The following is a 25,045-nucleotide window of genomic DNA, read 5'->3' on the forward strand; positions in this document are numbered from 1 at the left end:
TTAAGAAAAATATCTTAATATAATCAAATGTATTGTTATATGTAAATCTATGTATCAAGCTATTCTTTATGATAGTAGTTATATATTTTATTTGCTCTAGACACGCCAACAACCGCCTCTAATTCGTCTAACTTAGCATTAGCAATTCGCTTTATAGTTTTAAACTGCTTCATTAGAGTTATAATAGTTTGTTCACCTACACCAGGAATATTTTCTAACTCCGTGGTTAATGCGCTCTTACTTCGTTTGTTTCTATGATGCTCAATACCAAATCTATGCGCTTCATTTCTAAGCTGTTGTATTATTTTGAGCGTTTCACTTTTCTTGTCTAAATATAAGGGAATTGGATCATCTGGATAAAATAATTCTTCTAAACGTTTCGCAATTCCGATGATTGCAATTTTTCCTCTCAACCCCAAGGTATCTAAACTTTTTAAAGAAGATGATAATTGACCTTTACCACCATCTATTATAATAAGCTGAGGTAAGGGTTGGTCTTCTTCTAGCAAGCGTTTATATCTTCTATAAACCACTTCTTCCATAGAAGCAAAATCATCTGGCCCTTCTACAGTTTTTATGTTAAAATGTCTATAATCTTTTTTACTCGGTTTTCCGTTTTTAAAAACCACACATGCTGCGACAGGGTTTGTTCCCTGAATATTTGAATTATCGAAACACTCAATATGTCTAGGTTCTTCAGATAATCTTAAGTCAGCCTTCATTTGCGCCATAATACGATTTGCATGTCGGTCTGGATCTACAATTTTTATCTGTTTAAGTTTATCCATGCGATAGTACATAGCATTTCTTCTCGATAAATCAACAATACTTTTTTTATCACCCAATTTTGGTACAGTAACTTTAACATCTTCGCCTAGATTTACTTTGAAAGGCACATAAATTTCTTTAGAGTTAGAATTAAACCTTTGCCTAATTTCGGTTATCGCTATTTCTAGTAATTCTTTATCAGACTCTTGAAGTTTCTTCTTTAATTCTAAGGTATGTGATCTTATAATTGACCCGTAGCTTAATTGTAAAAAATTAATGTAGGCATAGGTTTCATCACTCACTATTGAAAATACATCAACATTGCTAATTTTTGGATTTACAATTGTAGATTTTGCTTGGTAATTCTCAAGTATCTCTAATTTCTCTTTTATTTTCTGAGCATCTTCAAAATGCATTTGTTCTGCATGAGTCTTCATTTGTGCTCTAAACCGTTGTAAAGAATCTTTAAAATTTCCTTTTAAAATTTCTCGTATAGCTTTAATGTTTGCGTGATATTCCTCTTCAGTTTCATGACCTTCACATGCACCTTTACAATTTCCTAAATGATATTCTAAACAAACTTTATATTTTCCAGCTTCAATTTTGGCTTGAGATAAATCGTAATTACAGGTACGTAGTTGATAAAGCCCTTTAATTAAGCCCAACAGGGTTTTTACGGTTTTCATGCTTGTGTAAGGCCCAAAATATTCTGAGCCATCTTTAAACACTCTTCGCGTAGAAAAGACTCTAGGGAAACGCTCTTTTTTAATACATATCCATGGATAAGACTTATCATCCTTAAGCATAACATTGTACTTAGGCTGATATTTTTTTATAAGATTATTCTCTAATAGTAGTGCATCATTTTCAGTCTCAACAACAATATGTTTTACAGAAGCAATATTTTTAACTAAAACTCGTGTCTTACCATAGTCGTGATGCTTGGTAAAATAACTACTCACCCGCTTCTTTATATCCTTAGCTTTACCAACATAAATTAGTTTTTCATCGGCATCAAAATATTGATATACACCTGGCTGATGTGGTAATGTCTTAATCTGAATATCTAAGGCAGTATTTGGCATTAAACCAAAGGTAAGAATTCATAAAAATAATTATGTGTTTTGAATAAACTTTATAACTATCTTGCGCCACTTTTTATAAAAACCTTTTAATGATAAAAAAGATTTTAGGACGAGTCGATAAGATTGACTTTCCTGAATTAAAATTAAAAACTGTCAATGTAAAAATTGATACTGGCGCATACACCTCTGCCATACACTGCTCTAATGTTAGAGAAGATAACAACAAGCTATACTGTACATTTGAAAGCAAAGGACATGCAAATTTTAAGAGTGAAGTGATTGTCTTTCAAAACTATTCGTATACAGACGTAAAGAGCAGTAATGGCTTTAAGGAAAATCGTTATAAAATTAAAACAACAGCCATATTCTTTGGCAAAATCTATAAGATTAACTTAACTTTAAGCACAAGAGATGACATGAAATTTCCAGTATTAATTGGTCGTCAATTTCTTACACAAAAATTTTTAGTCGATGTTGACTTAGAAAACCAATCCTTTAAGAACACCGTAAATGAACATTGTAGTATTATCGCGTAATCCTCATCTATACTCTACAAAACGACTTGTTGAAGAAGCTGAAAATAGAGGTCATGATGTAGAAATTATTGATCCTTTAAAATGCGATATCATTATTGAAAAAGAAAAACCAACCATATACTATAAAGACCGCTATCTCGATTATGTAGATGCTATTATACCAAGGATTGGTGCTTCAGTTACCTTTTTTGGTTGTGCTGTTGTGCGCCAGTTTGAAATGATGAACGTCTTTACAACAGTTTCTTCTGATGCTATCATAAGATCGCGAGATAAATTGCGTAGTTTTCAACGTCTTTCTAAGGCTGGAATTGGTATGCCAAAAACTGTTTTTACAAACTACTCACGAGATGTTGAAGAAGTCCTAGAGCACGTTGGTGGGCCACCAGTAATTATTAAATTACTTGAAGGCACACAAGGATTAGGCGTGGTTTTAGCAGAATCTAAAAATGCAGCAGAATCTGTACTTGAAGCTTTTAATGGTTTGCAAGCCAGGGCTTTGGTACAAGAATATATTGGTGAAGCAAAAGGATCAGATTTAAGAGCGCTAATCGTCGATGGACAAGTGGTTGGAGCTATGAAACGACAAGGGCGAGAAGGTGAATTTCGTTCTAATTTGCATAGAGGAGGAAGTGCGAATTTAGTTAAGCTTTCTGAGGATGAATTAAAACTAGCCATAAAAGCTGCTCGCGCATTAAAACTTCCCGTTTGCGGAGTAGATATGCTGCAGTCTTCTCGAGGACCGTTAATTATGGAAGTGAATTCTACACCAGGATTAGAAGGCATAGAAGGTGCAACTCAAAAAAATATAGCTAGAGCAATTATTACGTTTATAGAACGCAATAGAAAATAGAATGAGCGATAAAGAAGTATTACACATACTAGGAGAAGATGTAGCTTTAGGAGAAAGTGCCAAAGTTAGCTTTAATGTTGCTAAACTACACACGCAAAATACAATTGATGTCCCTGTTATTATTGAACGTTCTAAAAAACCTGGACCAACAGTATTGATAACTGCTGGTATACATGGTGACGAAGTTAATGGTGTAGAAATAGTACGTCAAATAATAGCTAAAGGCATAAACAAGCCAAAAAAGGGAACCATAATTTGTGTTCCGGTAATTAATGTTTTTGGTTTTATACATATGGATAGAGAGTTTCCTGATGGTAGGGATTTAAATAGAATGTTTCCTGGTATTAGAGGTGGTTCTTTAGCTAGCAGAGTCGCTTTTAAGCTCGTTACGGAAATTTTACCACATGCTGATTTGGTGCTCGATTTTCACACAGGAGGTGCCGATAGGTTTAATGCTGCACAAATTCGTATTATTAAAAATGAAGACAACCTAGATGAATTAGCACAGGTTTTTGGAGCACCATTCGTACTCTATTCAAAACATCTAAAAAAATCGTTTAGAAATACCTGTTACAAACTTGGTATTCCAGTATTACTTTTTGAGGGAGGTAAATCTTTTCATATAGACAAGACCATAACCAATACAGGTGTTAACGGTGCTAAGCGTGTACTGCATCATTTAGGTATGTTAGGTTCAAAATTTAAAGTTTCTAAGCCTAAAAAAGCTTGTATTTATATAACTAATAGTAAATGGATTAGAGCCAATTATTCGGGCATGTTTAAATCTACAATTACCATTAATTCTGAAGTTAAAAAAGGAGAGGTGCTTGGTAATATTACCGATCCTTACGGTAGCTTTAATCATTTTGTAAAAGCACCAAATGACGGCTATATTTTTAATATTAACGAATCACCAATAATTTATCAAGGTGATGCTATTTTTCATATCTCTACAAAGTTTAAATAATGACAAAACCAGAGCTTCGGAAAAAATATAAAACCTTACGGAAAGAACTTTCTATAAAACAAATCGAAGATTTTAGCCTGGCTATTGCTAATCAATTATTAAAACTTAATATTTGGGATAGGTCTTTTTACCATATCTTCTTGACTATTGAAGAACAAAAAGAAATTAATACAGAATATATTTTAAATATCCTTGCAGGAAAAGATAAAAACATAGTCATTTCAAAAAGTGATTTTGAAGATTACAGAATGACGCATTATCTACTCACAGATAACACTAGGATTAAAAAAAATAGTTATAATATTCCTGAACCTATTGATGGTATTGAAATAAAGCCTACGCAAATCGATGTGGTCTTTGTTCCCTTATTGGCTTTTGACAAAAGAGGAAATCGTGTTGGTTACGGAAAAGGTTTTTATGATCGCTTTTTGAAGCTATGCAAACCAGAAACCACTAAAATTGGTTTGTCATTATTTGAAGCAGAAACTAAAAATTTTGAAGTTATTGATAGTGATATTAAGCTAAATTATTGCGTGACTCCAAATCAGGTGATTCAATTTTAGAAGTTTCCTTAAAAGCCTTTTTATTAAACACAATAAGTATCCCAATACCTGTACTAATGGCTACATCAGCTACATTAAATACCGGATCGAAAAACGAGAAATATTTTCCACCAAAAATTGGCAACCATTCTGGTAAAATCCCGCTCCATAAAGGGAAATGAAGCATATCAACTACCTTACCATGAAACACCTCAGCATAACCACCTCCTTCTGGCAAAAATGTCGCCAATTGCATATGACTATCGCTAAATAACATGCCATAAAACACTGAATCAATAATATTTCCAAGTGCACCCGCAAAGATTATGGCAATAGCAAAAACTAGTGTTTTAGACTTTTTCTTTTTTGTAACATCAACTAACCAAAAGCCAATGCATGTTACAGCAACAATTCTAAATAATGTTAAAATAAGTTTTGCCGATTTATCTGAAATAAAAGATACAAAATCGCTCAGTTTTGTACCCCAAGCCATGCCATCATTTTCTACAAATGCTATCTTAAACCAAGAAAATACCTCAACATCCTCATGCAATTGAAAATGAGTTTTAATATAAATTTTACTGATTTGATCTGCTAGTAAAATAAGGATTATTAAGATTGAGGCCTTCTTTAGAGACATGCAAAAATTTTATGTAAAAGTAATAGTTTATTCTTGTTTAAGTACTGTAATATCTCCATTAATGGATTGTAATTTCCATGAAGATACAAGGGTCTTAAAATCATCTATAATCACGTTGCCATTATTAGAAGTTGCATTTACTTTAGCGTTTTTAGTTTCAATAGTAATGTGTCCATCAATGGTATTAATAATTGCTTTTGCAGCAGTACCTATGACCTTACAATTACCTCTAATTAATTCAATAGTAAGTAATTCAAAATCACCATTTACATCGACAAAACCAATATCGCTAACAATACTTAAATTGATATTTTCAGGTATTTCTAAACTAAGGTTAACAGCTACTATTTTATGTGCATTGCGCTTATCGTCTGGAATTATACTTAAAGACAATTTTTCTAATTTCAAATAAAGTATACCATCCTTTTGCTCAGTTACAACTTGATAGTGGTCTTGATGCTCACCATCTACCAAAGAATAAATTTTAATAAATTCTGTCTTTGATGTGGTAACATTAATATTAAAAATTTGATTACCATCAATACTTATAGAATTTACGTCGTGTGCATTTATTTCTGATGATATTGAATTTTGTGCTTGAAGCATTACAGAAAACAACACAAAAAAAGCCTTAAGGTATTTAACCCAAGGCTTTATGATTTTGAAATTATTCAAAAAGTAAAGTTGTTTAGAGATATTTCTATTTCTTAGAAATCAATTATTTCTGCATATTTTTTGCTTCAATACTCAACGTTGCATGTGGCACTAGCCTTAAACGCTCAGTATTAATAAGTTTTCCTGTAACACGACAAACACCATAAGTTTTGTTTTCAATTCTTATTAATGCATTTTTTAAATCGCGAATAAACTTCTCTTGTCTAATAGCTAAAGCAGAATTTGCTTCTTTACTCATCGTAGCACTCCCTTCTTCAAAAGCTTTAAAGGTAGGAGATGTATCATCTGTTCCGTTATCATGATCGTTCATGTAAGCACTTTTGATTAATTCTAAATCGTGCTCTGCTTTGTCTATTTTTTCTTGAATTAATACTCTGAATTCTTCTAATTGTTTATCTGAGTATCTATTATTTGTTTCTTTTGCCATTGGTTTTAGTGTTTTTTTATAGATAACTTGGTATTTACGTCATCAAAAGCAATTTCTATACCATTATCTATTGTATCCATAATTTGTAAATCTTCAGTTAAGGTTTCTGATTTAATATAATCTTTATTTGAAGCGATTGCTGCTACTATCTGTGCATTATTCTGAAGCTTTACATCTATTCTGTCTGTTACTTCAAAACCAGAATCTTTACGTAAATTTTGAATACGGTTTACGAGCTCACGTGCAATACCCTCCTTACGTAATTCTTCACTTATTGTAACGTCTAATGCTACAGTTAATGCGCCATCGTTGGCAACAAGCCAACCTTCAATATCTTGTGATGTAATCTCTACATCATCTACACCCAAAGTAATATTTTTTCCGTTAACTTCAACGTCTAAACTACCATTTTGCTCGATATTTTTTATGTCATCTGCCGAAAAAACACTTATAGCATTAGAAATCAGCTTCATATCTTTTCCAAATCTAGGTCCTAATGCTTTAAAGTTTGGTTTAATTTGTTTAACCAAAATATCTGAAGCGTCCTCTAGCAACTCAATAGATTTAATATTTACCTCATGCTTAATAAGGTCTGATACCGCTTCTATCTCTTCTTTTTGTTGCTGACTATCGACAGGAATCATTATTTTTTGCAATGGTTGTCGCACCTTAATTTTCTCTTTAGCTCTCAACGATAGTACTAATGAAGATATTGTTTGTGCATTCTCCATTTTTCGCTCTAAAACTTTATCGATTAAAGAAGATTCTGCCTTAGGAAATTCTGCTAAATGCACACTTTCAAAACTTTCCTTATTTGTAACTGCATTTAAATCTAAATACAATCGATCCATAAAGAAAGGTGCTATTGGTGCTCCTAATTTTGCAATGGTCTCCATGCAAGTATAAAGTGTTTGATATGCTGATATTTTATCTAACTGATAATCACCTTTCCAAAAACGTCTTCTGCTTAATCTTACATACCAGTTACTAAGATAGTCTTGCGTGAAGTCTGATATTACCCTTGCCGCTTTAGTTGGTTCATATTCAGCATAGAACTTATCTACTTTTTCAATAAGTGTATTTAATTCTGATAAAATCCAACGGTCTATTTCTGGTCTATCTTTTATAGCGATATCATCTTCGCTATAATTAAACCCGTCAATATTCGTATATAGTGTAAAAAATGAATAGGTATTATATAAAGTTCCAAAGAATTTACGACTGACCTCAGCAATACCTTCACTATCAAATTTTAAATTATCCCAAGGATTAGCATTACTAATCATGTACCATCGCGTGGCATCAGCTCCATATTTAGACAAGGTTTCAAAAGGATCTACAGCGTTTCCTAAACGCTTAGACATCTTCTGTCCATTTTTATCTAATACCAATCCGTTTGAAACAACGTTTTTATAAGCCACAGAGTCAAAAACCATGGTTCCGATAGCATGAAGTGTGTAAAACCAACCTCGTGTTTGATCTACGCCTTCAGCAATAAAGTCAGCCGGAAAAACTTCATTATTATCAATTAGGTTTTTATTCTCAAATGGATAGTGCCATTGCGCATAAGGCATTGAGCCAGAATCGAACCAAACATCAATTAAATCACTTTCGCGTTTCATTGGTTGACCTGATGGCGACATCAAAACAATTTTATCGACAATGTTTTTATGCAAGTCAATTGTTTCATAGTTGTCTTCAGACATATTGCCTACTTCAAAATCAGTAAAAATATCTTCAGACATAACACCTGCTTCCACAGATTTTGTCATTTCAGCTTTTAACTCGGCAACAGAACCAATACAGAGTTGTTCTTTCCCATCTTCGGTTCTCCAGATTGGTAATGGAATTCCCCAAAAACGCGAACGCGATAAATTCCAGTCATTAGCATTTGCCAACCAATTACCAAAACGACCTTCTCCTGTTGATTTTGGTTTCCAGTTAATTGTGGTATTTAACTCATGCATTCTCCCTTTTACATCCGTAATTTTTATGAACCATGAATCTAATGGATAATATAAAATTGGCTTATCAGTTCTCCAGCAATTGGGATAGCTGTGTTTATATTTTTCGACCTTAAATGCTTTATTTTCAATCTTTAATTTAATTGCTAATTCAACGTCTACCGAGCGCTCTGGTGCTTCGCCTTCATCGTAATATTCGTTCTTAACGTATTTACCACCTAACCCACCAAGTTCTGGTCTAAATCGTCCTTGTAGATCAACTAGTGGCACCAAATTGTGGTTTTCATCTTTAACTAATAAAGGTGGTATTTCCGGAATTGCTTGTTTAGCAACTAAGGCATCATCTGCACCAAATGTTGGTGCTGTATGCACGATACCTGTTCCATCTTCTGTAGTTACAAAATCACCGGAGATAATTCTAAATGCATTTTGTGGATTATCATATGGTGTAGCATAATCTAGAAGTTGCTCATAAGTAATACCAACTAAATCTTTTCCTTTAAACTCTTTAACTACATAAAAAGGAATTTTTTTATCTCCTTCTTTGTAGCTTATTAATTCTGGCTTGTTTTCAACTTGTTTATACTTTCCATCGAATTGTTTTGACACTAAATTCTTAGCCAATACCACATTCATTGGTTTAAAGGTGTATTGATTGTAAGTTTCGACTAAAACATAATCGATTTTAGGACCAACAGTAAGTGCTGTGTTACTCGGCAAAGTCCAAGGTGTTGTTGTCCATGCTAAGAAGAAAATATCACCTTCATTTTGTAAAAAATCAGGCAATGAATCTTCATTTGCCTTAAACTGCGCAACAACTGTTGTATCCGTTACGTCTTGATAAGTACCAGGCTGATTCAATTCATGGGAGCTTAACCCTGTGCCTGCTTTAGGCGAATATGGCTGAATCGTGTAGCCTTTATAAATTAAATTTTTATCGTAAATCTGTTTTAGTAACCACCATACAGATTCCATATATTTAGACTTGTAAGTCACATATGGATTATCCATATCTACCCAATAGCCCATTTTTTGGGTAAGGTCATTCCAAATATCTGTATAACGCATCACAGCTTTTTTACAAGCTTCGTTATACTCCTCTATAGAAATCTTAGTACCAATATCTTCTTTAGTAATGCCTAGTTCTTTTTCAACTCCAAGTTCTACTGGTAATCCATGTGTATCCCAACCTGCCTTACGTTTTACCTGAAAACCTTTCATAGTTTTATAACGTGGAAAGATATCCTTAATCGCACGAGCTAAAACATGGTGTACACCAGGTAATCCATTTGCTGAAGGAGGTCCTTCAAAAAAAACATAGGGTGGTTTACCTTCTCTAGTCGTAACACTCTTCTCGAAGATATTATTAGCTTGCCAATAGTTACTCACTTCAGTAGCAACTTTAGACAAGTTAAGTCCTTTATATTCAGGGAACTTTGTGCTCATTTTTATAAAATCTTATAAGTCTGCGAAATTAAAGAATTTTTAATAAAATTCGATACTGTATGTCTTTGAAAAAACAAAAGGTCACTCTGAAATTTTGAAGAGTGACCTTTGTAATATTATTATTGAGTTTTTAAGTCTACTTAATTTGCAATAATTTTCTTTGTAATAATTCCATTTTCTTCAGTTATCAATCTTATAATGTAAGCACCTGTGGCTAAATTATTAAGTTGAATATCCTGTGTGTTCTCAGTATTTGAAATACGATTACTATACACAGATTTACCTAAGATATCATACAATTCAATACTCTTGATTTTTTTATTATTAGGATTTGAAATTGATAAGGTATTGGTGTTTGTAAGATATCGGACATCTAATCCATCTAAAGTCTGATCTATTTGAGACAAGGTTTCTGATTGTTGTTTAAATACAATTTGAAATCTGTTTGGGTAATTTCCTTCATCAGAGTAAAACTCGTAAGCCTCGCCACTCTTTAAATCAAAATATGTTCCATAAAGATTATCTTTAAGGTGTAAATCATTTTCTTCCATATTTTCAGTTGCAGTAAGTCTTATTGTAAAGGAAAAGCTACCTGAAGTTTGAAATAATAGATTCACTTCCTTATCCTCAGTGATTTGGGCATATGCTTGTTCGGTCATTGGTTCGCCATTAAAATCTATGTTAAGATCATATTCTGCGACATTTGTATTTTTAATATCATAATCAACTTCAAAATCATCTGAAGTATTTTCACTAAATGCAAGTTGCAATACTCGTCTTGCTTCTGGTCCATCTACACTATTGAATTCTAAACATATACGCTTCATGAGTTCTTCATCAGTGTCTGGTAAATTTTGAAGAGGTTTAAGTGCACTAATAGACTGCATTGATAAAAATGCAAATGCAATAAAACATAAGATGTTTTCTTTTTTAAGTAGTGTTGTTTTCATAGGTTAAATTTTAATAAGGTTTGGGTTCCTAAATTTACTATGTACTAACTTAAAGTCTTAATTCTAATGGATTGTATTGAGAGGGAATCTTGAGTTAGAATCATTTCGTTTAACTCACCTAACTACCTTACAATAATAGTGTTAGGTTGCTAATTAGAAAAAAAATAGGTTCGTTTTCGTTGTAATTATAAGAAGTAAGGCTAAAATGTAATTTTTGAGAAATGAAGTACAAAATAATCAGACTAATGGCATGAGTTATTTCTGCAAATGATCTCAGGTAATATTCAGTTTTACGCTGTAATCTGTTTATTAACAGAAAACAAGACAAAAAAGACAAACGAATTTCGTCTGCTTTTTCTTGTTAGGGTTATTAATTAATCTTGGTTTGTAAAAAATTAATCGTACAGCTGAATTAACATGAATTAACCTAGTATTAATTAACATATGTTAAAATCCCTAAAGCGTCTTTCTTATCCTACTTAATTGTACGGGTGAAATATTTAAGTATGAGGCGATTTGATATTGAGGAATTAAATTATCAATATCTGGAATTTGTTTTTTTAGACGTCTGTAACGTTCGGTTGCATTAGCATACTTACAGTAAATGGCGTGTTATTACCATTATTAGTCGTTGTATTATTATCGGTTAGGGTTGTAGCCCCTGTACTTCCTACTGGTGAAGCCCAATAGTTATACCAATACACGCTTGAGTTCCCTTCCTGGCGTCGTAATAACTTTCCATTGGCTGAAGTGACCAAATCACTATCCTTGGTCTGCACTAACTGAGAGTCGTCCTATAAATCTAGTGTTCGATGAATAGTCATCCGTAGTGCTATTCTTTATACCAGTCATTGGGTAATACGCGATTAAACTAGACCATGGAATGGTACTTGAGGTGTTGATGTCTACAATATCTTTTGGAATCACCGCACCTCTTACATTACCACCATTATTTTCTATCTCTTGATAAACTATACGTTGTATCTGATCTGCTGTTAAGGCTCTATCAAAGACACGCACTTCGTCTATAGCTCCATCAAAATGTTCTTTATTTGTATTGTCTGTAGATTTTCTACCGATCTCAAAATTACCATTAGCTGAACTATTTCTTTCCAAGGTTTCCCCTATCATATTATATATTGTGGAGTATTCTAATTCTCTTCCATCAATATATAGAGAATCATGGCACCGTTAGTATTATCAAATACACCGGTAACGTTATGCCACTCATTGTAGGCTATAGCATCGCTTTTTAAGGTATAACCACCATTGGTAGTTCTTACTTCAAATTCTATCTCATCTCCAGATTTTAGACGTAATCTAAGGGCAACATCCTCACCTGCTATGGTTGTAAATGTTTCTGACGCATTACCTACATCTATCTTTATCCAAGCCATTAATGTTGCTTGTGTTAAACCTTCAACAAAACCTTCTGTCGATAAATAATCGTCTACTCCATCAAAGTCTAAAGTAGCTAATAACGGTGGGTTTGTATTAAATAAATCGCGATAATCTAAATCACCACCTGAGTATAAATCCCCATCCGTATCGGGTAATATTGATGTGCTCGGGTTATTGATTTGATCATTAACATCGAAGGAATCATTGATGTTACAGTCTTTAAATAATAGATCTAAACCGTCATTATCGGTATCAGAAAAACTGACAATAGCATTAGCCATCCCATTTTCTTCTATATCTGGCAAACCATCATTATCTGAATCTAAATCCACATAATCACAAATACCATCGTAATCTGTGTCTTCAGGTTTGTTGTTCATTGTGTAGTTATCATCATACCCATCTTTATTAGCGTCAACAAAAGCCGAAGCTATAGGACTTGGTGTTATGTAACCAATAGTAGGATGCGCTTCTACATTATCTGGTATACCATCATCATCAGAATCTATATCTAGGAAATCATAATTACCAGTTCCATCTGTATTAATTGCTACTGTACCTGTATTTGCTGAAGCAGGGATTCCTAGTTGAGCACCATTTTTTCCTACTTTTCCGTCTGCACATCCATCTCTAACGGCAAGAAAAACGTTAGATTCTATATCTGTACCACCAGATTCAAAAACATCTGTAATACCATCATTATCGCTGTCTAGATCAAAATGATTTGGCATACCATCTGAATCGAAATCTAAATTTACACAAACACCTAATCCATTTAAGGTGCAAAAATCTACATCTATGTAGTTTGGTGTCTCATCTCCATCGTGATCCGCAGAGGGATCTATTCAACCAGGTTCATCAACATCTTTAACACCATCATTATCATCGTCTAAATCATCGATATCACTCATGTTATCCTGATCAAAATCAGGTAACGTTAGTATGAACATTTTACCATCACCATTATCGTTTGAGGCGGCCGTAATAGTTGCTTTAGAAATTTAAAGACCCTGTAGGAGCAATATCATCTAAATAAAACTGAGTAATACCAATAGTTCCTCTATTTTCTATAACTCTGTCACCTAACCAATAATCTGAACCTGTTGGTGGCGGGTTTACTGTTCCTGGAATACCTAAATTATTAGGTCCACCTAAGCCTGCACCACCGAATCCAGAAAATAACCCACCAGCATTATTTATAAATGTTTCACCTAAAGATTGTTCAACGGTACTATCTTCTAGATAACCGAAAAATTCTATATGAAGACAGTTATTTGCATTTCGTTCACACACAGCAATTACACCGCTAGAACTTGCCGCTATACCTCCATCGTAAAATAATGTTTGTCTTTGTGAATCAGTAGTTTCCTCAGCTGAATAATCGTCTCAAATATTATCTCCGTTGCCATTACATTCAAAATAATAATTAAGATTTAAGGACTGAAATGCATCTAAAGCTGTTGTATCCCATATGGGATTTGAACTTTTATTTTCTGCCATAGTTCCATTAAGTCTGATATTATTTGCATTATGCCCAGCAGGACCTAATTGTGTCATTTCATAGCCAATAGGAGCACCGAAATTAAAAAATACTTCCGTTAACGGTTATACTTTCAATGGTAGCAGGATCTTTTCGATCTGTTTGAATATCGCTCCATTGAAACGAAACTCCCGATTGTATACTCGAAACATTGGTTTGCGCATAAATCAAACACCATGAAAATAACATTAAGAGCGAAAGTAGATTTTTATACATAATTTTAATAGTTTGGGACTATATTAATTGATGTACTTAAATCAAGTTTTATGTTAAATGGATTATAATACTTTGAGGGAAAGGGTTTTGTATGAGTTTAAAATTTATCTCATACAGCGCATAAGGATACTTAATAAGAACAAGTTGAGCAAGGAAACTGCTACTTTTATTCGTTAATCTGCATGTTATATTCGATAAAGTGTATATTTAAAAATATAAAATACACATTAAATCGTCGACTAACACCCTGTTTTTGAGGTGTTAGTCATTAAATATATGGTAATTTGATTATAAAAAAGTTATAAAGATGAAACTGAACTTAAACGAGTAAACCAACTAAGTCTTCAACTTTTGAAATAAGTTGAATTTTGATATTAGTAGTTTTTAATGAAAGCTTGTTGTACTTAGATATAAAAATAGTTGAAAATCCTAATTTCTCGGCTTCGAAAATACGTTGTTCCACACGTTGAACAGGTCTTATTTCACCAGATAAACCAATTTCTGCAGCAAAACAAAAATCACTCGGTAATGCCATATCTTCATTAGATGATAAAATTGCAGCCACAACTGCTAAATCTATAGCTGGATCATCAACCGTAATACCTCCTGTTATGTTTAAAAAGACATCTTTTGCACCTAAACGAAAGCCAGCTCGTTTTTCAAGAACAGCTAATAACATATTTAATCGCTTGGCATTAAATCCCGTTGCTGATCGTTGAGGTGTTCCATAAACTGCAGTGCTAACTAATGCTTGTACTTCAATCATTAAAGGTCTCAAACCTTCTATTGTTGCGGCCACTGCGTTTCCGGATAATTCTCCATCTTTTTCAGAAATTAGTATTTCAGATGGATTAGATACTTCGCGTAATCCTGAGCCTTGCATTTCATAAATGCCTAATTCATTGGTTGATCCGAATCTGTTTTTATTTGCTCTTAGTATTCTAAATACATGATTACGATCTCCTTCAAACTGCAGCACCGTATCTACCATATGCTCTAGAATCTTTGGTCCAGCTATATGTCCATCCTTTGTAATATGACCAATTAATAATACAGGTGTTGCGGTTTCTTTCGCAAATTTAATCAGCTCTGTTGTGCATTCTTTGATTTGAGAAATACTGCCAGCAGATGATTCTATATAATCGCTGTGAAGTGTTTGTATAGAATCTATAACTACTATATCTGGTTGCAAAGTAGTTATTTGTTTAAAAATATTCTGAGTCTTTGTTTCTGTAAGAATATAGCAGTTACTGCTATTAGGATTAATGCGCTCAGCACGCATTTTTATTTGTTTTTGACTTTCTTCTCCAGAAACATATAGTGTTTTGTAGTTGATTTGTAATGCTATTTGAAGTAAAAGCGTACTTTTTCCAATTCCTGGTTCGCCGCCCAAGAGCGTTAATGAACCTGCAACCATTCCGCCACCAAGAACGCGATTAAACTCAGCATCTCGCAAATCTAATCGTGCTTCTTGCGAGGTATCAATCTCATTTATTTTTAATGGTTTTGAGGTACGTTTTGAGGTTTTACTGGTGGTTTTCCAATCGCTTTTTTCAGGTTTTTGAATGACCTCTTCCGCAATGGTATTCCATTCCTTACAGGAGGTACATTGCCCTTGCCATTTAGCATATTGAGCACCACAATTTTGACAAAAAAATGTTGTTTTTACTTTAGCCATGTTCAGACCCAAAAATAATATGGAATCGCTTTAAAATTGAACTGCTAAATTAAGATAATTTTAATTGATGTCTTTAAACCAACTTACAATTGTCAATAGTTTTATGGCAGACAGTTTTGCAGGTAGATTGGTTAACAAAAATGACCTTACTTTTCTAAATAGATTCTCAAAATAGTAATCGGTTGACAGTGCGTTCTTTTTAATTTTCCTCATCTTCATCCTCCTCTCCTTCGTCATCTGTTTCTACAACAGTTAATTCTTCAATTTTTGAAAAGATTAGATCTCTGTTAATATGGCTAACATCATTCAATGTAAGTGCAGATTCATATAGCTTTTTTGCTTTTTTTGTTTTACCGATTCGTTCCGCATATTGCGCCAAATAATATGTACCAAGCAATGAGGTTGGGTCTAGTTTTTTAGCAAGTTTACCAATTTGCTCTAATGACTCTAAATCTTCACGTTGCTCTGCTACTTTAACTACTTTTTCAATCTCTTCGTTTGTTATGGACTTTTTAATTCCAAAAAAATCTTCGATTCTCTCATACCTATCCACTAAGTATTTATCTAAAGTATCTTCATATGGCAGTACCTTTTCTTCTAATTCTTTTTCTCGCAGTGGTTTATAGAGTTCAAAAATTTTATCAAAAGATCTTGCAATTGCACTTGTAACAAGCGTGTAGTGAGATTCATTTTTAAAATCATCGAAATAATATGTCAGAAATTGATTTTTTACTTCAGATATTTGGCTGTGTGCGTTCAGTACAGCTTCTCTTATTCCTGGCAAGTCTTTGTCAGAAGTTGCCATATAATAAAAAATATCATCTTTAAAAAACTCCAATCGTTTTCCTAAATAATCTCTAACAGTTCCAGATAAGTCAGGACTGATACACACATAGGCGTTAAACATTGGTTCTTCTTTAAATAGATAAGAATTGATAAAATTACCCATTAAATCATGCCCAACAGCAACTCTAAATTTACTGGTATTGTATTTATTATCTAAATATGGTATCAGTTCTTCTGAAATAAAGTCATGAAATCTTAAACCTGATTCTTTTGGCAAACCGTTTACCTCATCGCAATAACCATCGTAAAAACGCTCATTACCCTGCACAACACCAACAACTATTGAGCCTGGCATATCGTCAAAATAAGTTTGAAAATCTACTTGACCAGCGACTGGCTCAAATAAATAATCTCCATCAAACACAATAATTAATGGATACTTAATATCTGATGAAGGATCGTAATTTTTTGGAAGTTTAATCTTTAATTGTCTAACAGCATTGAGCTTAGAGGATCTAATCTCGTCATAACTCGTTTGAGCGCAAATAGGAATGCATAAGATACATGCAAAAACTATTAAAATAGTCTTTCTCATTAGTAAGTAGGTTTAGTTAAGGGAACCCAAACATACTAAAATATCGTTAAGTTGTAAATTTTTTTCGATGAAATACACTTAATCGTTTAGCGCATCTTGTACATCGTACATTTTTTCGAGCATTATTTCTTTGTCAATGTATTGGGAAGGTTCTAACAATAATCCTGCTTTATAGCGCTGTAACGCTTTTCTTAAGTTGCCTTCTTTTTCATAGTACATACCTAAGTAATAAGCACTTAACATAGATTCTGGAAACTCTTTCTTTACTAATTTAGCCAAAGATTCTAATGCCTTTAAATTATCTTTTTTGTTACAGGCGGCAGCAATTGCTCTGATATCGTTCTCAATTAACTTTTTTTCGAAACCATAAAAATATTCAATGTCTTCATACTTTTTAATCAGATAGTCGTATGGAGAGCCTTCAAAAGTCAGTACTTTTTCGTTGTATTCTTTTCCATTAATAGGTTTATACAATGCAAATATTTCATTTAGTGCTTTTGGAATACCACGACCTACAAGAGAATAATGATTTGCGTCTTCAAAAACATCAAACTTGTAATGTAGCTTAGCATTTTCAATTGGTTTTAATTTGGCATCACACTCTTTAATTGAATTTCTTAATACTTTCACATCAGCATCTGCTGTAGCCATATAATAAAATGTTTCCTGTTGCAGAGAGGCTAATCGCTCTGATAATCTATTTACCATTTCTGGTGCTAAATCCGGACTCAATGCCATGTAAGCTCTAAATAAAGGCTCATCTTTAAATAAATAGTAGTTGATAAAATTGGCACTTAAATCATGCCCTATTATAATTCTAAAATTTGAAGCGCTATAAGTGCCTTCAATATATGGTATTAATTCTGCGGAAATAAACTCATAAAAGTCTGCTCCTTCATGCGCCGGAAAGTAGACATCATCATCGTAATAAAAATCATCTTCTCTAGTACTGCCTTGTTTTATTCCAACTACAATACAATCTGGAATATCCTCCCAGTAGGCTTGATAATCGATATTGCCAGCGACAGGCTCAAAAAGATAATCACCATCTAAAACTATAACCAATGGGTAGGAACGTTTAGATTCAGGATCATAATTTCTAGGCAACTGAATTTTTAAATCTCTTTTGCCGTCAAGCTTATAAGAATCAATCGTTTCATAAATGGCTTGCGCATTCAATCCTAAAGCAACAAAACAGAGTAATAATAGTGTTAATGATTTCTTCATCAGTTAATTGACTTAATAAGTTGTAGCAAGGTAAAAAATATTTCTAAATTCAAATTTTCTTCCGATTAAAGATAGGTAAGTATATCAAAGATAAGCCACCTAGAATAACAATAGCTAAAGTTTGTGTTGTCCACATAATCCAACCAAATGCTCTACTTGGATCTTCAGATATATTAAATAATAAAAATGCAATGACTATGGCTTCTGGAAAGGAACCAATACCGCCATTAGTTGCTGCTATACTAAAACTAGCTAATATAAATGCAATGAGTATGGCTGCGAGAGAGATATTTTGTAATTCTGGTAAAGCAAATGTCGTCACGTAAAACATTAATACGTACATAACCCAAATAAAAATAGTATGAACGATAAATGCCCACTTATTTTTCATCTTAAAAATACTTAACGCACCTTCAATTAATCCATTGAAAAAGGTTTTTACTTTTAAGGCAAATTTAGATTGGCTTCTTCTAATGAAGATAATCAAAGTAATAGTAATTAGAGCTAATAATGAAGCACCAATTGCAAGTGCAATCGGATTGAATTTTCTCATAAAGAAGTCATAAATAAATTCAAACTCTAAAAAAAGAGCTGTGAGAACAATAATCAATAGCATAATGGTATCTGCCACGCGCTCTGCTACAATTGTACCAAATCCTTTTTCAAAGGGAATAGACTCATAGTTAGTTAAAATGGATGCTCTGGCTATTTCACCAGCTCTTGGAATTGTAAAATTAATAAGGTATGCTGAATACACCGCCATAAAGCTATTAGCAAACTTGGGTTTAAATCCCAACGGTTCTGCCATATATAACCATCTATAGGCCCTGGAGGAATGACTTAAAATGCCAAGTACTAAACCTAGTAGGATCCAGGTGTAATCTGCATCTTTAAAATATTGAACTAAAGTTGTAACAGAAATTTGAGATAACGAATACCATACTAAAGCGACTCCTAAGAGTAAGGGTAAAACAACTTTTAGGATGGTTTTAGGATTGTTCAATTAATTATTTTAGAAGATTTGTAGCTTCATCTGGGAACACTAAAGAGGGTTTAAAACCTTTAGCGTCTTTAATATCCATAAAAGCATAGGTAATAAGAATTAGAATATCACCAACGGCAACCTTTCTTGCAGCAGCTCCATTTAAAGTAATTTCGCCACTGTTTCTTGGTCCTGGTATACAATAGGTCTCTAATCGTTCTCCGTTGTTATTGTTTACAATCTGAACTTTTTCTCCCTGTATAATATTGGCAGCATCCATTAAATCTTCATCAATAGTTATACTACCAATGTAATTTAATTCAGCGCCTGTACATTTAACGCGGTGAATTTTCGATTTTACAACTTGTATTTGCATGAGGCAAAGATAATTAATTTAAGGCGATATTATCTATTAGTCTTATATCACCAGCATATACTGCTATAAAAGCTCTATATATCTTTTTTGTTGATTTTCGTTTTACTGGTTTTAAGGTTGTTTTATCTGCAATAATAAAATATTCCAAATCTAAAAGTGGTTCTTTTTTAAATTGCTTTTCAACCCATTCCGTTACATATTTAGCACTTTTTGTGCCAAACTTTGCTTTTGCAGTTTTTAATGTCTTATATATAAATGGCGCTACATCGCGTTGTTCTTTTGTCAGTCTAGTATTTCTAGAACTCATAGCAAGACCATCTTTAGCCCTATGAATAGCACAGCCTATTATTTTTACAGGAATTTTATGTAGTTCTACTAATTTTTTAATAATCTGTAATTGTTGAAAATCTTTTTCACCAAAATAAGCAGCATTTGGCTGTACAATTTCAAATAGACGCTTTACAATAGTGCCAACTCCATCAAAATGTCCGTCTCTAAACGCACCTTCCATTTCGTGTTCCAGACCATTAAACGTAAATTTTTGAGATTCTATTGCATCTTGATAAATATCCTTTATAGTTGGAGCATAGACTATAATTTTCTTATCGCAAACCGTTTTTAAAAGTGCTGTATCTGCATCTAATGTTCTAGGATATTTTTCTAAATCTTCTTTATTATCAAATTGGGTCGGATTAACAAAAATACTAACCACAACAATATCGTTTTGACTTAGGCCTTTTTTAACCAAAGATAAATGCCCATTGTGAAGCGCACCCATAGTAGGTACAAACCCTATGGAGTTACCTTTTGCTTTTAATTCATCAATATGATGAGATAATTTCGATTTATTATGAAATATAATCACTACTGTAACAAAAAATTAACGCGTGCAAACATAATATTTTACTGGCAATCTGCCCAAAATTTTGTAATTTTGCATGTTTTTTACTTTTAATTTTCAAAAGCAGCAGATATATGAAAGATAAACGAATATTGTATGTGTCCTCAGAAGTAGTTCCTTATTTACCAGAAACTGAAATTTCTTCAATGTCGTTTGAAGCACCTAGATTGGTAAACAAACAAGGAGGTCAAATACGCATTTTTATGCCACGCTTTGGAAATATTAATGAAAGAAGACACCAATTACACGAAGTGATAAGGCTCTCTGGAATTAACCTGGTAATTAATGATTTTGATATGCCTTTAATCATTAAAGTGGCATCAATCCCAAAAGAACGTATACAGGTCTACTTTATAGATAATGAAGATTATTTTAAGAGAAAGGCAACCTTAACAGATGAGGATGGAAATCTCTTTAAAGATAATGATGAGCGCGCTATCTTTTTTGCAAAAGGAGTTATTGAAACTGTTAAAAAATTAAACTGGGCTCCAGATATTATTCATGTTAATGGTTGGCTTGCATCCTTACTTCCACTCTATTTAAAAGAATTTTATAAAACTGAACCTTTATTTACAGAGAGTAAAATAGTGACTTCTGTATACAATCAAAGTTTTGAAGGAACGTTAGATAAAAAGATGATAAATAAAGTAGCCTTTGACGGCATAGACAAGGACGCTGCAAAAGCTTTAGAAAAGCCAGATTATATCAATTTAATGAAAATTGCAATTGATAACTCTGATGCTATTATAAGAGGTTCGGAAGAATTGCCGAAAGAGCTAGACACATATATATGTGATTTATCCAAACCTGTATTAGACTATTTTTCTATTGAAGAATTTGCAGATCCATACACTGAATTTTACACAAATACTGTTTTAAACGGTTAATATTACCTATGAAAAATAATAAGTTTGCCCTACAGATTATGTCATTTGGCCTAATCGTTATGAGTTTTACAGCATGTGATAAAGATTTTGCAACGCTAGAATCTGATATTATAAACAATCAAAATGCCACAAATTTCAATATCATAACTGACCAGTACGATATAATAACATATAACAAAGTAATAGGGCCAGTACAAACCAATAATTTAGGTTTAAATACACTGGGATTTTTTAAAGATGCTTATGGTAGTACTACATCAGAGTTTGTAACCCAGGTTTCACCTTCTAATTTTGCACCATCATTTGGTGAAAATGTAGTGCTAGACTCCGTTGTTCTTTCGCTACCATTTTTTGGCTCTATTACAGAAATTGATGAAGAAGGTAATATATTTTATCAATTAGATAGCGTCATAGGTTCAAACCCAATTAAACTGAGTATTTTCGAAAGTAATTATTTCCTTAGAGATTTTGATCCGAATGCAGAATTTAACGAAATACAACCGTATTATTCTAATAAATCGACATCTAATTCAGAAATGATTTCTAATGCTGTCCTAGAAGGAGAAGAATTAGATTTAATTCAAAACCCAGATGAAGAACGTCATATCTCATTAGATGATATAGGCAATGTAGTGATAAGCGATAGCGGGTTTATCTTAACAACTATAGATGCGGAAGGAGAAACACAGGTTACACAAAGGCAACCACCAGGAATAAGACTAAAATTAAACACTCAGTTTTGGCAAGAGAAAATCTTTGACAGAGAAGACGATGCTGTTTTAACAAACCAAAATAATTTTTCAGAATATTTTAGAGGCTTATATTTTAAAGCTGAAGCCATTAATGATGACGGAAGTTTTATGATCTTGAACGTTGGATCACCTAATTCAAACATCATTATGTATTATACAAGAGATTCTAATGACGAAGATGATGAGGATGGATTAGAACAAGCTACATATACCATTAACTTCGGTCCTAATAGAGTTAACTTTATTGATAATAATTTTAATATTGCTTTGACTGATGGTGATGACATAAATGGAGACGATAGATTATATCTTAAAGGGGGAGAAGGATCGTTGGCAAAAATTTCTTTATTCAATGGTGAAGATATTGAGAACGAATTTGGTATAAGATTGGAAAATGACGAATTAAATACCTTTGAAAACTGGAAAACTAACTTCGTTGATACAGATGACAACGGTAATTTTGTAAGATCTAAGCGTATTGTTAACGAAGCTAATTTGGTGTTTTATGTAGATCAAAATTTTGTAGACGGAAAAGAGCCAAATCGTATTTATTTGTATGACATAGAGAATAAATCACCGTTGGTAGATTATTTTTTAGACGGACTTAATAATACAGTACCTTCAATTTCGGTTTCAAATCATCTAGGTCCCTTACAACGGGTTGATGATGAACCAAATGGAGAAGGTATAAAATATAAGCTCTTAGTAACTGAGCATATAAATAATTTATTGTTAAGAGATTCTACGAATGTCGATTTAGGCTTATCAGTTTCTTTAAATGTTAATTTAGAAGAATTGTTACCACAAAGAGATGTATTAACAACAGATGAAGCTGATACAACAACTCCAATAAGTTCAATCATCACACCACGAGGAACAGTATTACATGGAAATAATACTGACGATGAAGCCAAAAGAGTGTATTTAGAAATATATTACACCGAACCAAATAACTAAAAATTAACCTATGTGTGGAATTGTTGGATATATTGGCCATCGAGAGGCTTATCCTATAGTAATTAAAGGACTTCAAAGATTAGAATATAGAGGTTACGATAGTGCAGGTATTGCGCTTTATGATGGAAAAAACATTAAACTTTCAAAAACTAAAGGTAAAGTCTCAGACCTTAAGGATAAGTTAGAAAACGAAATTTCAACCGATGGTTCCCTTGGAATTGGTCATACGCGTTGGGCAACACATGGAGTACCTAATGACGTAAATTCTCACCCACACTATTCAAATTCGGGAGATTTAGTAATTATTCATAATGGTATTATAGAAAATTACGACTCACTTAAAAAGGAGCTGATAAAACGTGGTTATACCTTTAAATCAGATACTGATACAGAGGTATTAGTCAATCTCATTGAAGACGTAAAGAAAAATGAAAACACCAAACTTGGTAAAGCCGTACAAATTGCTCTTAACCAAGTTGTAGGCGCCTATGCAATTGCTGTTTTCGATAAGAATAAACCAAATGAAATAGTGGTTGCTAGATTGGGTAGTCCATTGGCTATTGGTATTGGTGATGACGAATTTTTTATTGCCAGTGATGCTTCACCATTTATAGAATTTACAAAAAATGCCATTTATCTTGAAGATGAAGAAATGGCGATAATACGAAGAAATAAAGGTGTTAAAGTCCGTAAGATTAAGGATGACCGTTTAGTAGATCCTTATGTACAAGAACTTCAATTAAACTTAGAGCAAATAGAAAAAGGTGGTTACGACCATTTTATGCTTAAAGAAATTTACGAACAACCAAGTGCCATTTTAGACACATTCAGAGGGCGTTTGTTGAGTAATGAAGCACTAATAAAACTAGCAGGTGTTGAGGATAATATGAAAAAATTCTTGGCTGCTGATAGAATTATAGTTGTGGCTTGTGGTACATCTTGGCATGCAGGATTAGTTTCAGAATATATTTTTGAAGACTTAGCAAGAATTCCTGTAGAAGTGGAATACGCATCTGAGTTTAGATACAGAAATCCAGTAATTACAGAAAAAGACATTGTTATTGCAATATCACAATCTGGCGAAACTGCAGATACATTAGCTGCGATTAAGTTAGCTAAATCTAAAGGTGCTTTTGTTTTTGGTGTATGTAATGTGGTAGGTTCTTCAATCGCTAGAGAATCTGATGCTGGTGCATATACTCATGCAGGTCCAGAAATTGGAGTAGCGTCAACAAAGGCATTTACAACTCAAATCACAGTATTAACGCTGATGGCATTAAGATTAGCCAGAGCTAAAGGTACAATATCAAGTTCTGAGTTTAGACATCATTTAATAGAATTAGAACTAATACCTGATAAAGTTAAGGAAGCTTTAAAATCTGATGCCTACATTGAAACTATTGCAGATATATATAAGGATGCTAAAAACTTCTTGTATTTAGGTCGAGGATTTAATTTCCCAGTTGCCCTAGAAGGAGCTTTAAAATTAAAAGAAATATCATATATACATGCTGAAGGTTATCCTGCGGCAGAGATGAAGCACGGTCCTATTGCTTTAATTGACGAACAAATGCCAGTTGTAGTAATTGCAACTAAAAAAGGGCACTATGACAAAGTTGTTAGTAACATACAGGAAATAAAATCTAGAAAAGGTAAAATAATCGGTATCGTTACAAAAGGAGATGAAAGTGTCAAAGAATTGGCAGATCATGTCATTGAAGTTCCTGAAACAATAGAATCTTTGACGCCACTTTTAACTACCATTTCACTACAGTTATTGTCTTATCATATTGCAGTTATGTTAGATAAGAATGTCGATCAACCAAGAAATTTAGCAAAGTCAGTGACCGTAGAATAAATAACTATTATAGAATAATTTGGAAAGCCTAAAAATTAC

General features: G+C 33.0%; 25 protein-coding genes. 7 read left to right on the forward strand and 18 right to left on the reverse strand.

Going from position 1 to position 25,045, the window contains the following annotated elements:
• Nucleotides 1–59: 59 nt before the first annotated feature.
• The gene (uvrC, locus tag ACTG3Y_RS00750; RefSeq protein WP_439151008.1) at nucleotides 60–1,853 is read right to left on the reverse strand and encodes an excinuclease ABC subunit UvrC; all 1,794 of its coding nucleotides are present in this window, start codon (nucleotides 1,851–1,853) and stop codon (nucleotides 60–62) included.
• Between the two features lie 89 nt (nucleotides 1,854–1,942).
• Between uvrC and ACTG3Y_RS00755 the strand changes: the two genes are divergently transcribed.
• Genes ACTG3Y_RS00755 through ACTG3Y_RS00770 form a run of 4 tightly spaced genes read left to right on the forward strand, consistent with a single transcriptional unit; the run spans nucleotide 1,943 to nucleotide 4,769 of the window.
• The gene (locus ACTG3Y_RS00755; RefSeq protein WP_439151009.1) at nucleotides 1,943–2,389 is read left to right on the forward strand and encodes an ATP-dependent zinc protease family protein; all 447 of its coding nucleotides are present in this window, start codon (nucleotides 1,943–1,945) and stop codon (nucleotides 2,387–2,389) included.
• Complete coding sequence (gene rimK / locus ACTG3Y_RS00760) at nucleotides 2,364–3,239, forward strand: 30S ribosomal protein S6--L-glutamate ligase (protein WP_439151010.1); 876 nt, start codon at nucleotides 2,364–2,366, stop codon at nucleotides 3,237–3,239. Before ACTG3Y_RS00755 ends, rimK begins: the two co-directional genes overlap by 26 nt.
• Nucleotide 3,240: 1 nt before the next feature.
• Nucleotides 3,241–4,206 (forward strand): succinylglutamate desuccinylase/aspartoacylase family protein, encoded by a 966-nt coding sequence (locus tag ACTG3Y_RS00765; protein WP_439151011.1) that lies wholly within the window; start codon nucleotides 3,241–3,243, stop codon nucleotides 4,204–4,206.
• On the forward strand, nucleotides 4,206–4,769 hold the full coding sequence (locus ACTG3Y_RS00770; RefSeq protein WP_439151012.1) for a 5-formyltetrahydrofolate cyclo-ligase: 564 nt from the start codon (nucleotides 4,206–4,208) through the stop codon (nucleotides 4,767–4,769). Before ACTG3Y_RS00765 ends, ACTG3Y_RS00770 begins: the two co-directional genes overlap by 1 nt.
• Here the strand turns inward: ACTG3Y_RS00770 and ACTG3Y_RS00775 are convergent.
• From ACTG3Y_RS00775 to panC, 17 genes are all read right to left on the reverse strand, one after another.
• Nucleotides 4,723–5,388 (reverse strand): lipoprotein signal peptidase, encoded by a 666-nt coding sequence (locus tag ACTG3Y_RS00775; RefSeq protein WP_439151013.1) that lies wholly within the window; start codon nucleotides 5,386–5,388, stop codon nucleotides 4,723–4,725. The two genes, ACTG3Y_RS00770 and ACTG3Y_RS00775, sit on opposite strands and share 47 nt — an antisense overlap.
• A gap of 27 nt (nucleotides 5,389–5,415) precedes the next feature.
• Complete coding sequence (locus ACTG3Y_RS00780) at nucleotides 5,416–6,063, reverse strand: hypothetical protein (RefSeq protein ID WP_439151014.1); 648 nt, start codon at nucleotides 6,061–6,063, stop codon at nucleotides 5,416–5,418.
• Between the two features lie 43 nt (nucleotides 6,064–6,106).
• Nucleotides 6,107–6,490: a TraR/DksA family transcriptional regulator gene (locus ACTG3Y_RS00785; protein WP_439151015.1), complete on the reverse strand. Its 384-nt coding sequence runs from the start codon at nucleotides 6,488–6,490 to the stop codon at nucleotides 6,107–6,109.
• Nucleotides 6,491–6,495: 5 nt separating this feature from the next.
• The gene (gene ileS / locus ACTG3Y_RS00790) at nucleotides 6,496–9,900 is read right to left on the reverse strand and encodes an isoleucine--tRNA ligase (protein WP_439151016.1); all 3,405 of its coding nucleotides are present in this window, start codon (nucleotides 9,898–9,900) and stop codon (nucleotides 6,496–6,498) included.
• Between the two features lie 140 nt (nucleotides 9,901–10,040).
• Nucleotides 10,041–10,850: a T9SS type A sorting domain-containing protein gene (locus ACTG3Y_RS00795; RefSeq protein WP_439151017.1), complete on the reverse strand. Its 810-nt coding sequence runs from the start codon at nucleotides 10,848–10,850 to the stop codon at nucleotides 10,041–10,043.
• A gap of 560 nt (nucleotides 10,851–11,410) precedes the next feature.
• The gene (locus ACTG3Y_RS00800; RefSeq protein ID WP_439151018.1) at nucleotides 11,411–11,629 is read right to left on the reverse strand and encodes a hypothetical protein; all 219 of its coding nucleotides are present in this window, start codon (nucleotides 11,627–11,629) and stop codon (nucleotides 11,411–11,413) included.
• Entirely contained in the window at nucleotides 11,613–11,981 is a 369-nt protein-coding gene (locus ACTG3Y_RS00805) for a LamG-like jellyroll fold domain-containing protein (protein WP_439151019.1), read from the reverse strand. Before ACTG3Y_RS00805 ends, ACTG3Y_RS00800 begins: the two co-directional genes overlap by 17 nt.
• Nucleotides 11,982–12,001: 20 nt before the next feature.
• Complete coding sequence (locus ACTG3Y_RS00810; RefSeq protein WP_439151020.1) at nucleotides 12,002–12,982, reverse strand: LamG-like jellyroll fold domain-containing protein; 981 nt, start codon at nucleotides 12,980–12,982, stop codon at nucleotides 12,002–12,004.
• 262 nt (nucleotides 12,983–13,244) lie between these two features.
• Nucleotides 13,245–13,544, reverse strand: coding sequence for a hypothetical protein (locus tag ACTG3Y_RS00815; protein ID WP_439151021.1), 300 nt, complete (start codon nucleotides 13,542–13,544; stop codon nucleotides 13,245–13,247).
• Nucleotides 13,545–13,637: 93 nt separating this feature from the next.
• A complete protein-coding gene (locus ACTG3Y_RS00820) occupies nucleotides 13,638–13,808 on the reverse strand; it encodes a hypothetical protein (RefSeq protein ID WP_439151022.1) in 171 nt (56 codons plus the stop codon).
• A 25-nt stretch (nucleotides 13,809–13,833) separates the two neighbouring features.
• The gene (locus tag ACTG3Y_RS00825; RefSeq protein ID WP_439151023.1) at nucleotides 13,834–14,007 is read right to left on the reverse strand and encodes a hypothetical protein; all 174 of its coding nucleotides are present in this window, start codon (nucleotides 14,005–14,007) and stop codon (nucleotides 13,834–13,836) included.
• Between the two features lie 319 nt (nucleotides 14,008–14,326).
• Complete coding sequence (gene radA / locus ACTG3Y_RS00830) at nucleotides 14,327–15,685, reverse strand: DNA repair protein RadA (protein WP_439151024.1); 1,359 nt, start codon at nucleotides 15,683–15,685, stop codon at nucleotides 14,327–14,329.
• Between the two features lie 199 nt (nucleotides 15,686–15,884).
• Nucleotides 15,885–17,066 carry an alpha/beta hydrolase gene (locus tag ACTG3Y_RS00835; protein ID WP_439151025.1) on the reverse strand — a complete coding sequence of 394 codons (1,182 nt, stop codon included), beginning with the start codon at nucleotides 17,064–17,066 and terminating at the stop codon, nucleotides 15,885–15,887.
• 78 nt (nucleotides 17,067–17,144) lie between these two features.
• A complete protein-coding gene (locus tag ACTG3Y_RS00840; protein WP_439151026.1) occupies nucleotides 17,145–18,293 on the reverse strand; it encodes an alpha/beta hydrolase in 1,149 nt (382 codons plus the stop codon).
• Nucleotides 18,294–18,342: 49 nt separating this feature from the next.
• Complete coding sequence (locus ACTG3Y_RS00845; RefSeq protein ID WP_439151027.1) at nucleotides 18,343–19,296, reverse strand: lysylphosphatidylglycerol synthase transmembrane domain-containing protein; 954 nt, start codon at nucleotides 19,294–19,296, stop codon at nucleotides 18,343–18,345.
• Between the two features lie 4 nt (nucleotides 19,297–19,300).
• Nucleotides 19,301–19,651 carry an aspartate 1-decarboxylase gene (gene panD, locus ACTG3Y_RS00850; protein WP_439151028.1) on the reverse strand — a complete coding sequence of 117 codons (351 nt, stop codon included), beginning with the start codon at nucleotides 19,649–19,651 and terminating at the stop codon, nucleotides 19,301–19,303.
• 13 nt (nucleotides 19,652–19,664) lie between these two features.
• Nucleotides 19,665–20,516, reverse strand: a complete 852-nt coding sequence (gene panC, locus ACTG3Y_RS00855) for a pantoate--beta-alanine ligase (protein WP_439151029.1) — start codon at nucleotides 20,514–20,516, stop codon at nucleotides 19,665–19,667.
• 110 nt (nucleotides 20,517–20,626) lie between these two features.
• Between panC and ACTG3Y_RS00860 the strand changes: the two genes are divergently transcribed.
• From ACTG3Y_RS00860 to glmS, 3 genes are read left to right on the forward strand one after another with little or no spacing between them, the layout of a single operon-like run.
• A complete protein-coding gene (locus tag ACTG3Y_RS00860) occupies nucleotides 20,627–21,439 on the forward strand; it encodes a glycogen/starch synthase (protein ID WP_439151030.1) in 813 nt (270 codons plus the stop codon).
• Nucleotides 21,440–21,447: 8 nt separating this feature from the next.
• Nucleotides 21,448–23,148 (forward strand): DUF4270 domain-containing protein, encoded by a 1,701-nt coding sequence (locus ACTG3Y_RS00865; protein WP_439151031.1) that lies wholly within the window; start codon nucleotides 21,448–21,450, stop codon nucleotides 23,146–23,148.
• Nucleotides 23,149–23,158: 10 nt separating this feature from the next.
• Nucleotides 23,159–25,006, forward strand: coding sequence for a glutamine--fructose-6-phosphate transaminase (isomerizing) (gene glmS / locus ACTG3Y_RS00870; RefSeq protein ID WP_439151032.1), 1,848 nt, complete (start codon nucleotides 23,159–23,161; stop codon nucleotides 25,004–25,006).
• Nucleotides 25,007–25,045 lie beyond the last annotated feature (39 nt).

Origin of the sequence: Winogradskyella sp. (assembly GCF_965656915.1) — a bacterium.
Taxonomy (GTDB): Bacteria; Bacteroidota; Bacteroidia; order Flavobacteriales; family Flavobacteriaceae; genus Winogradskyella.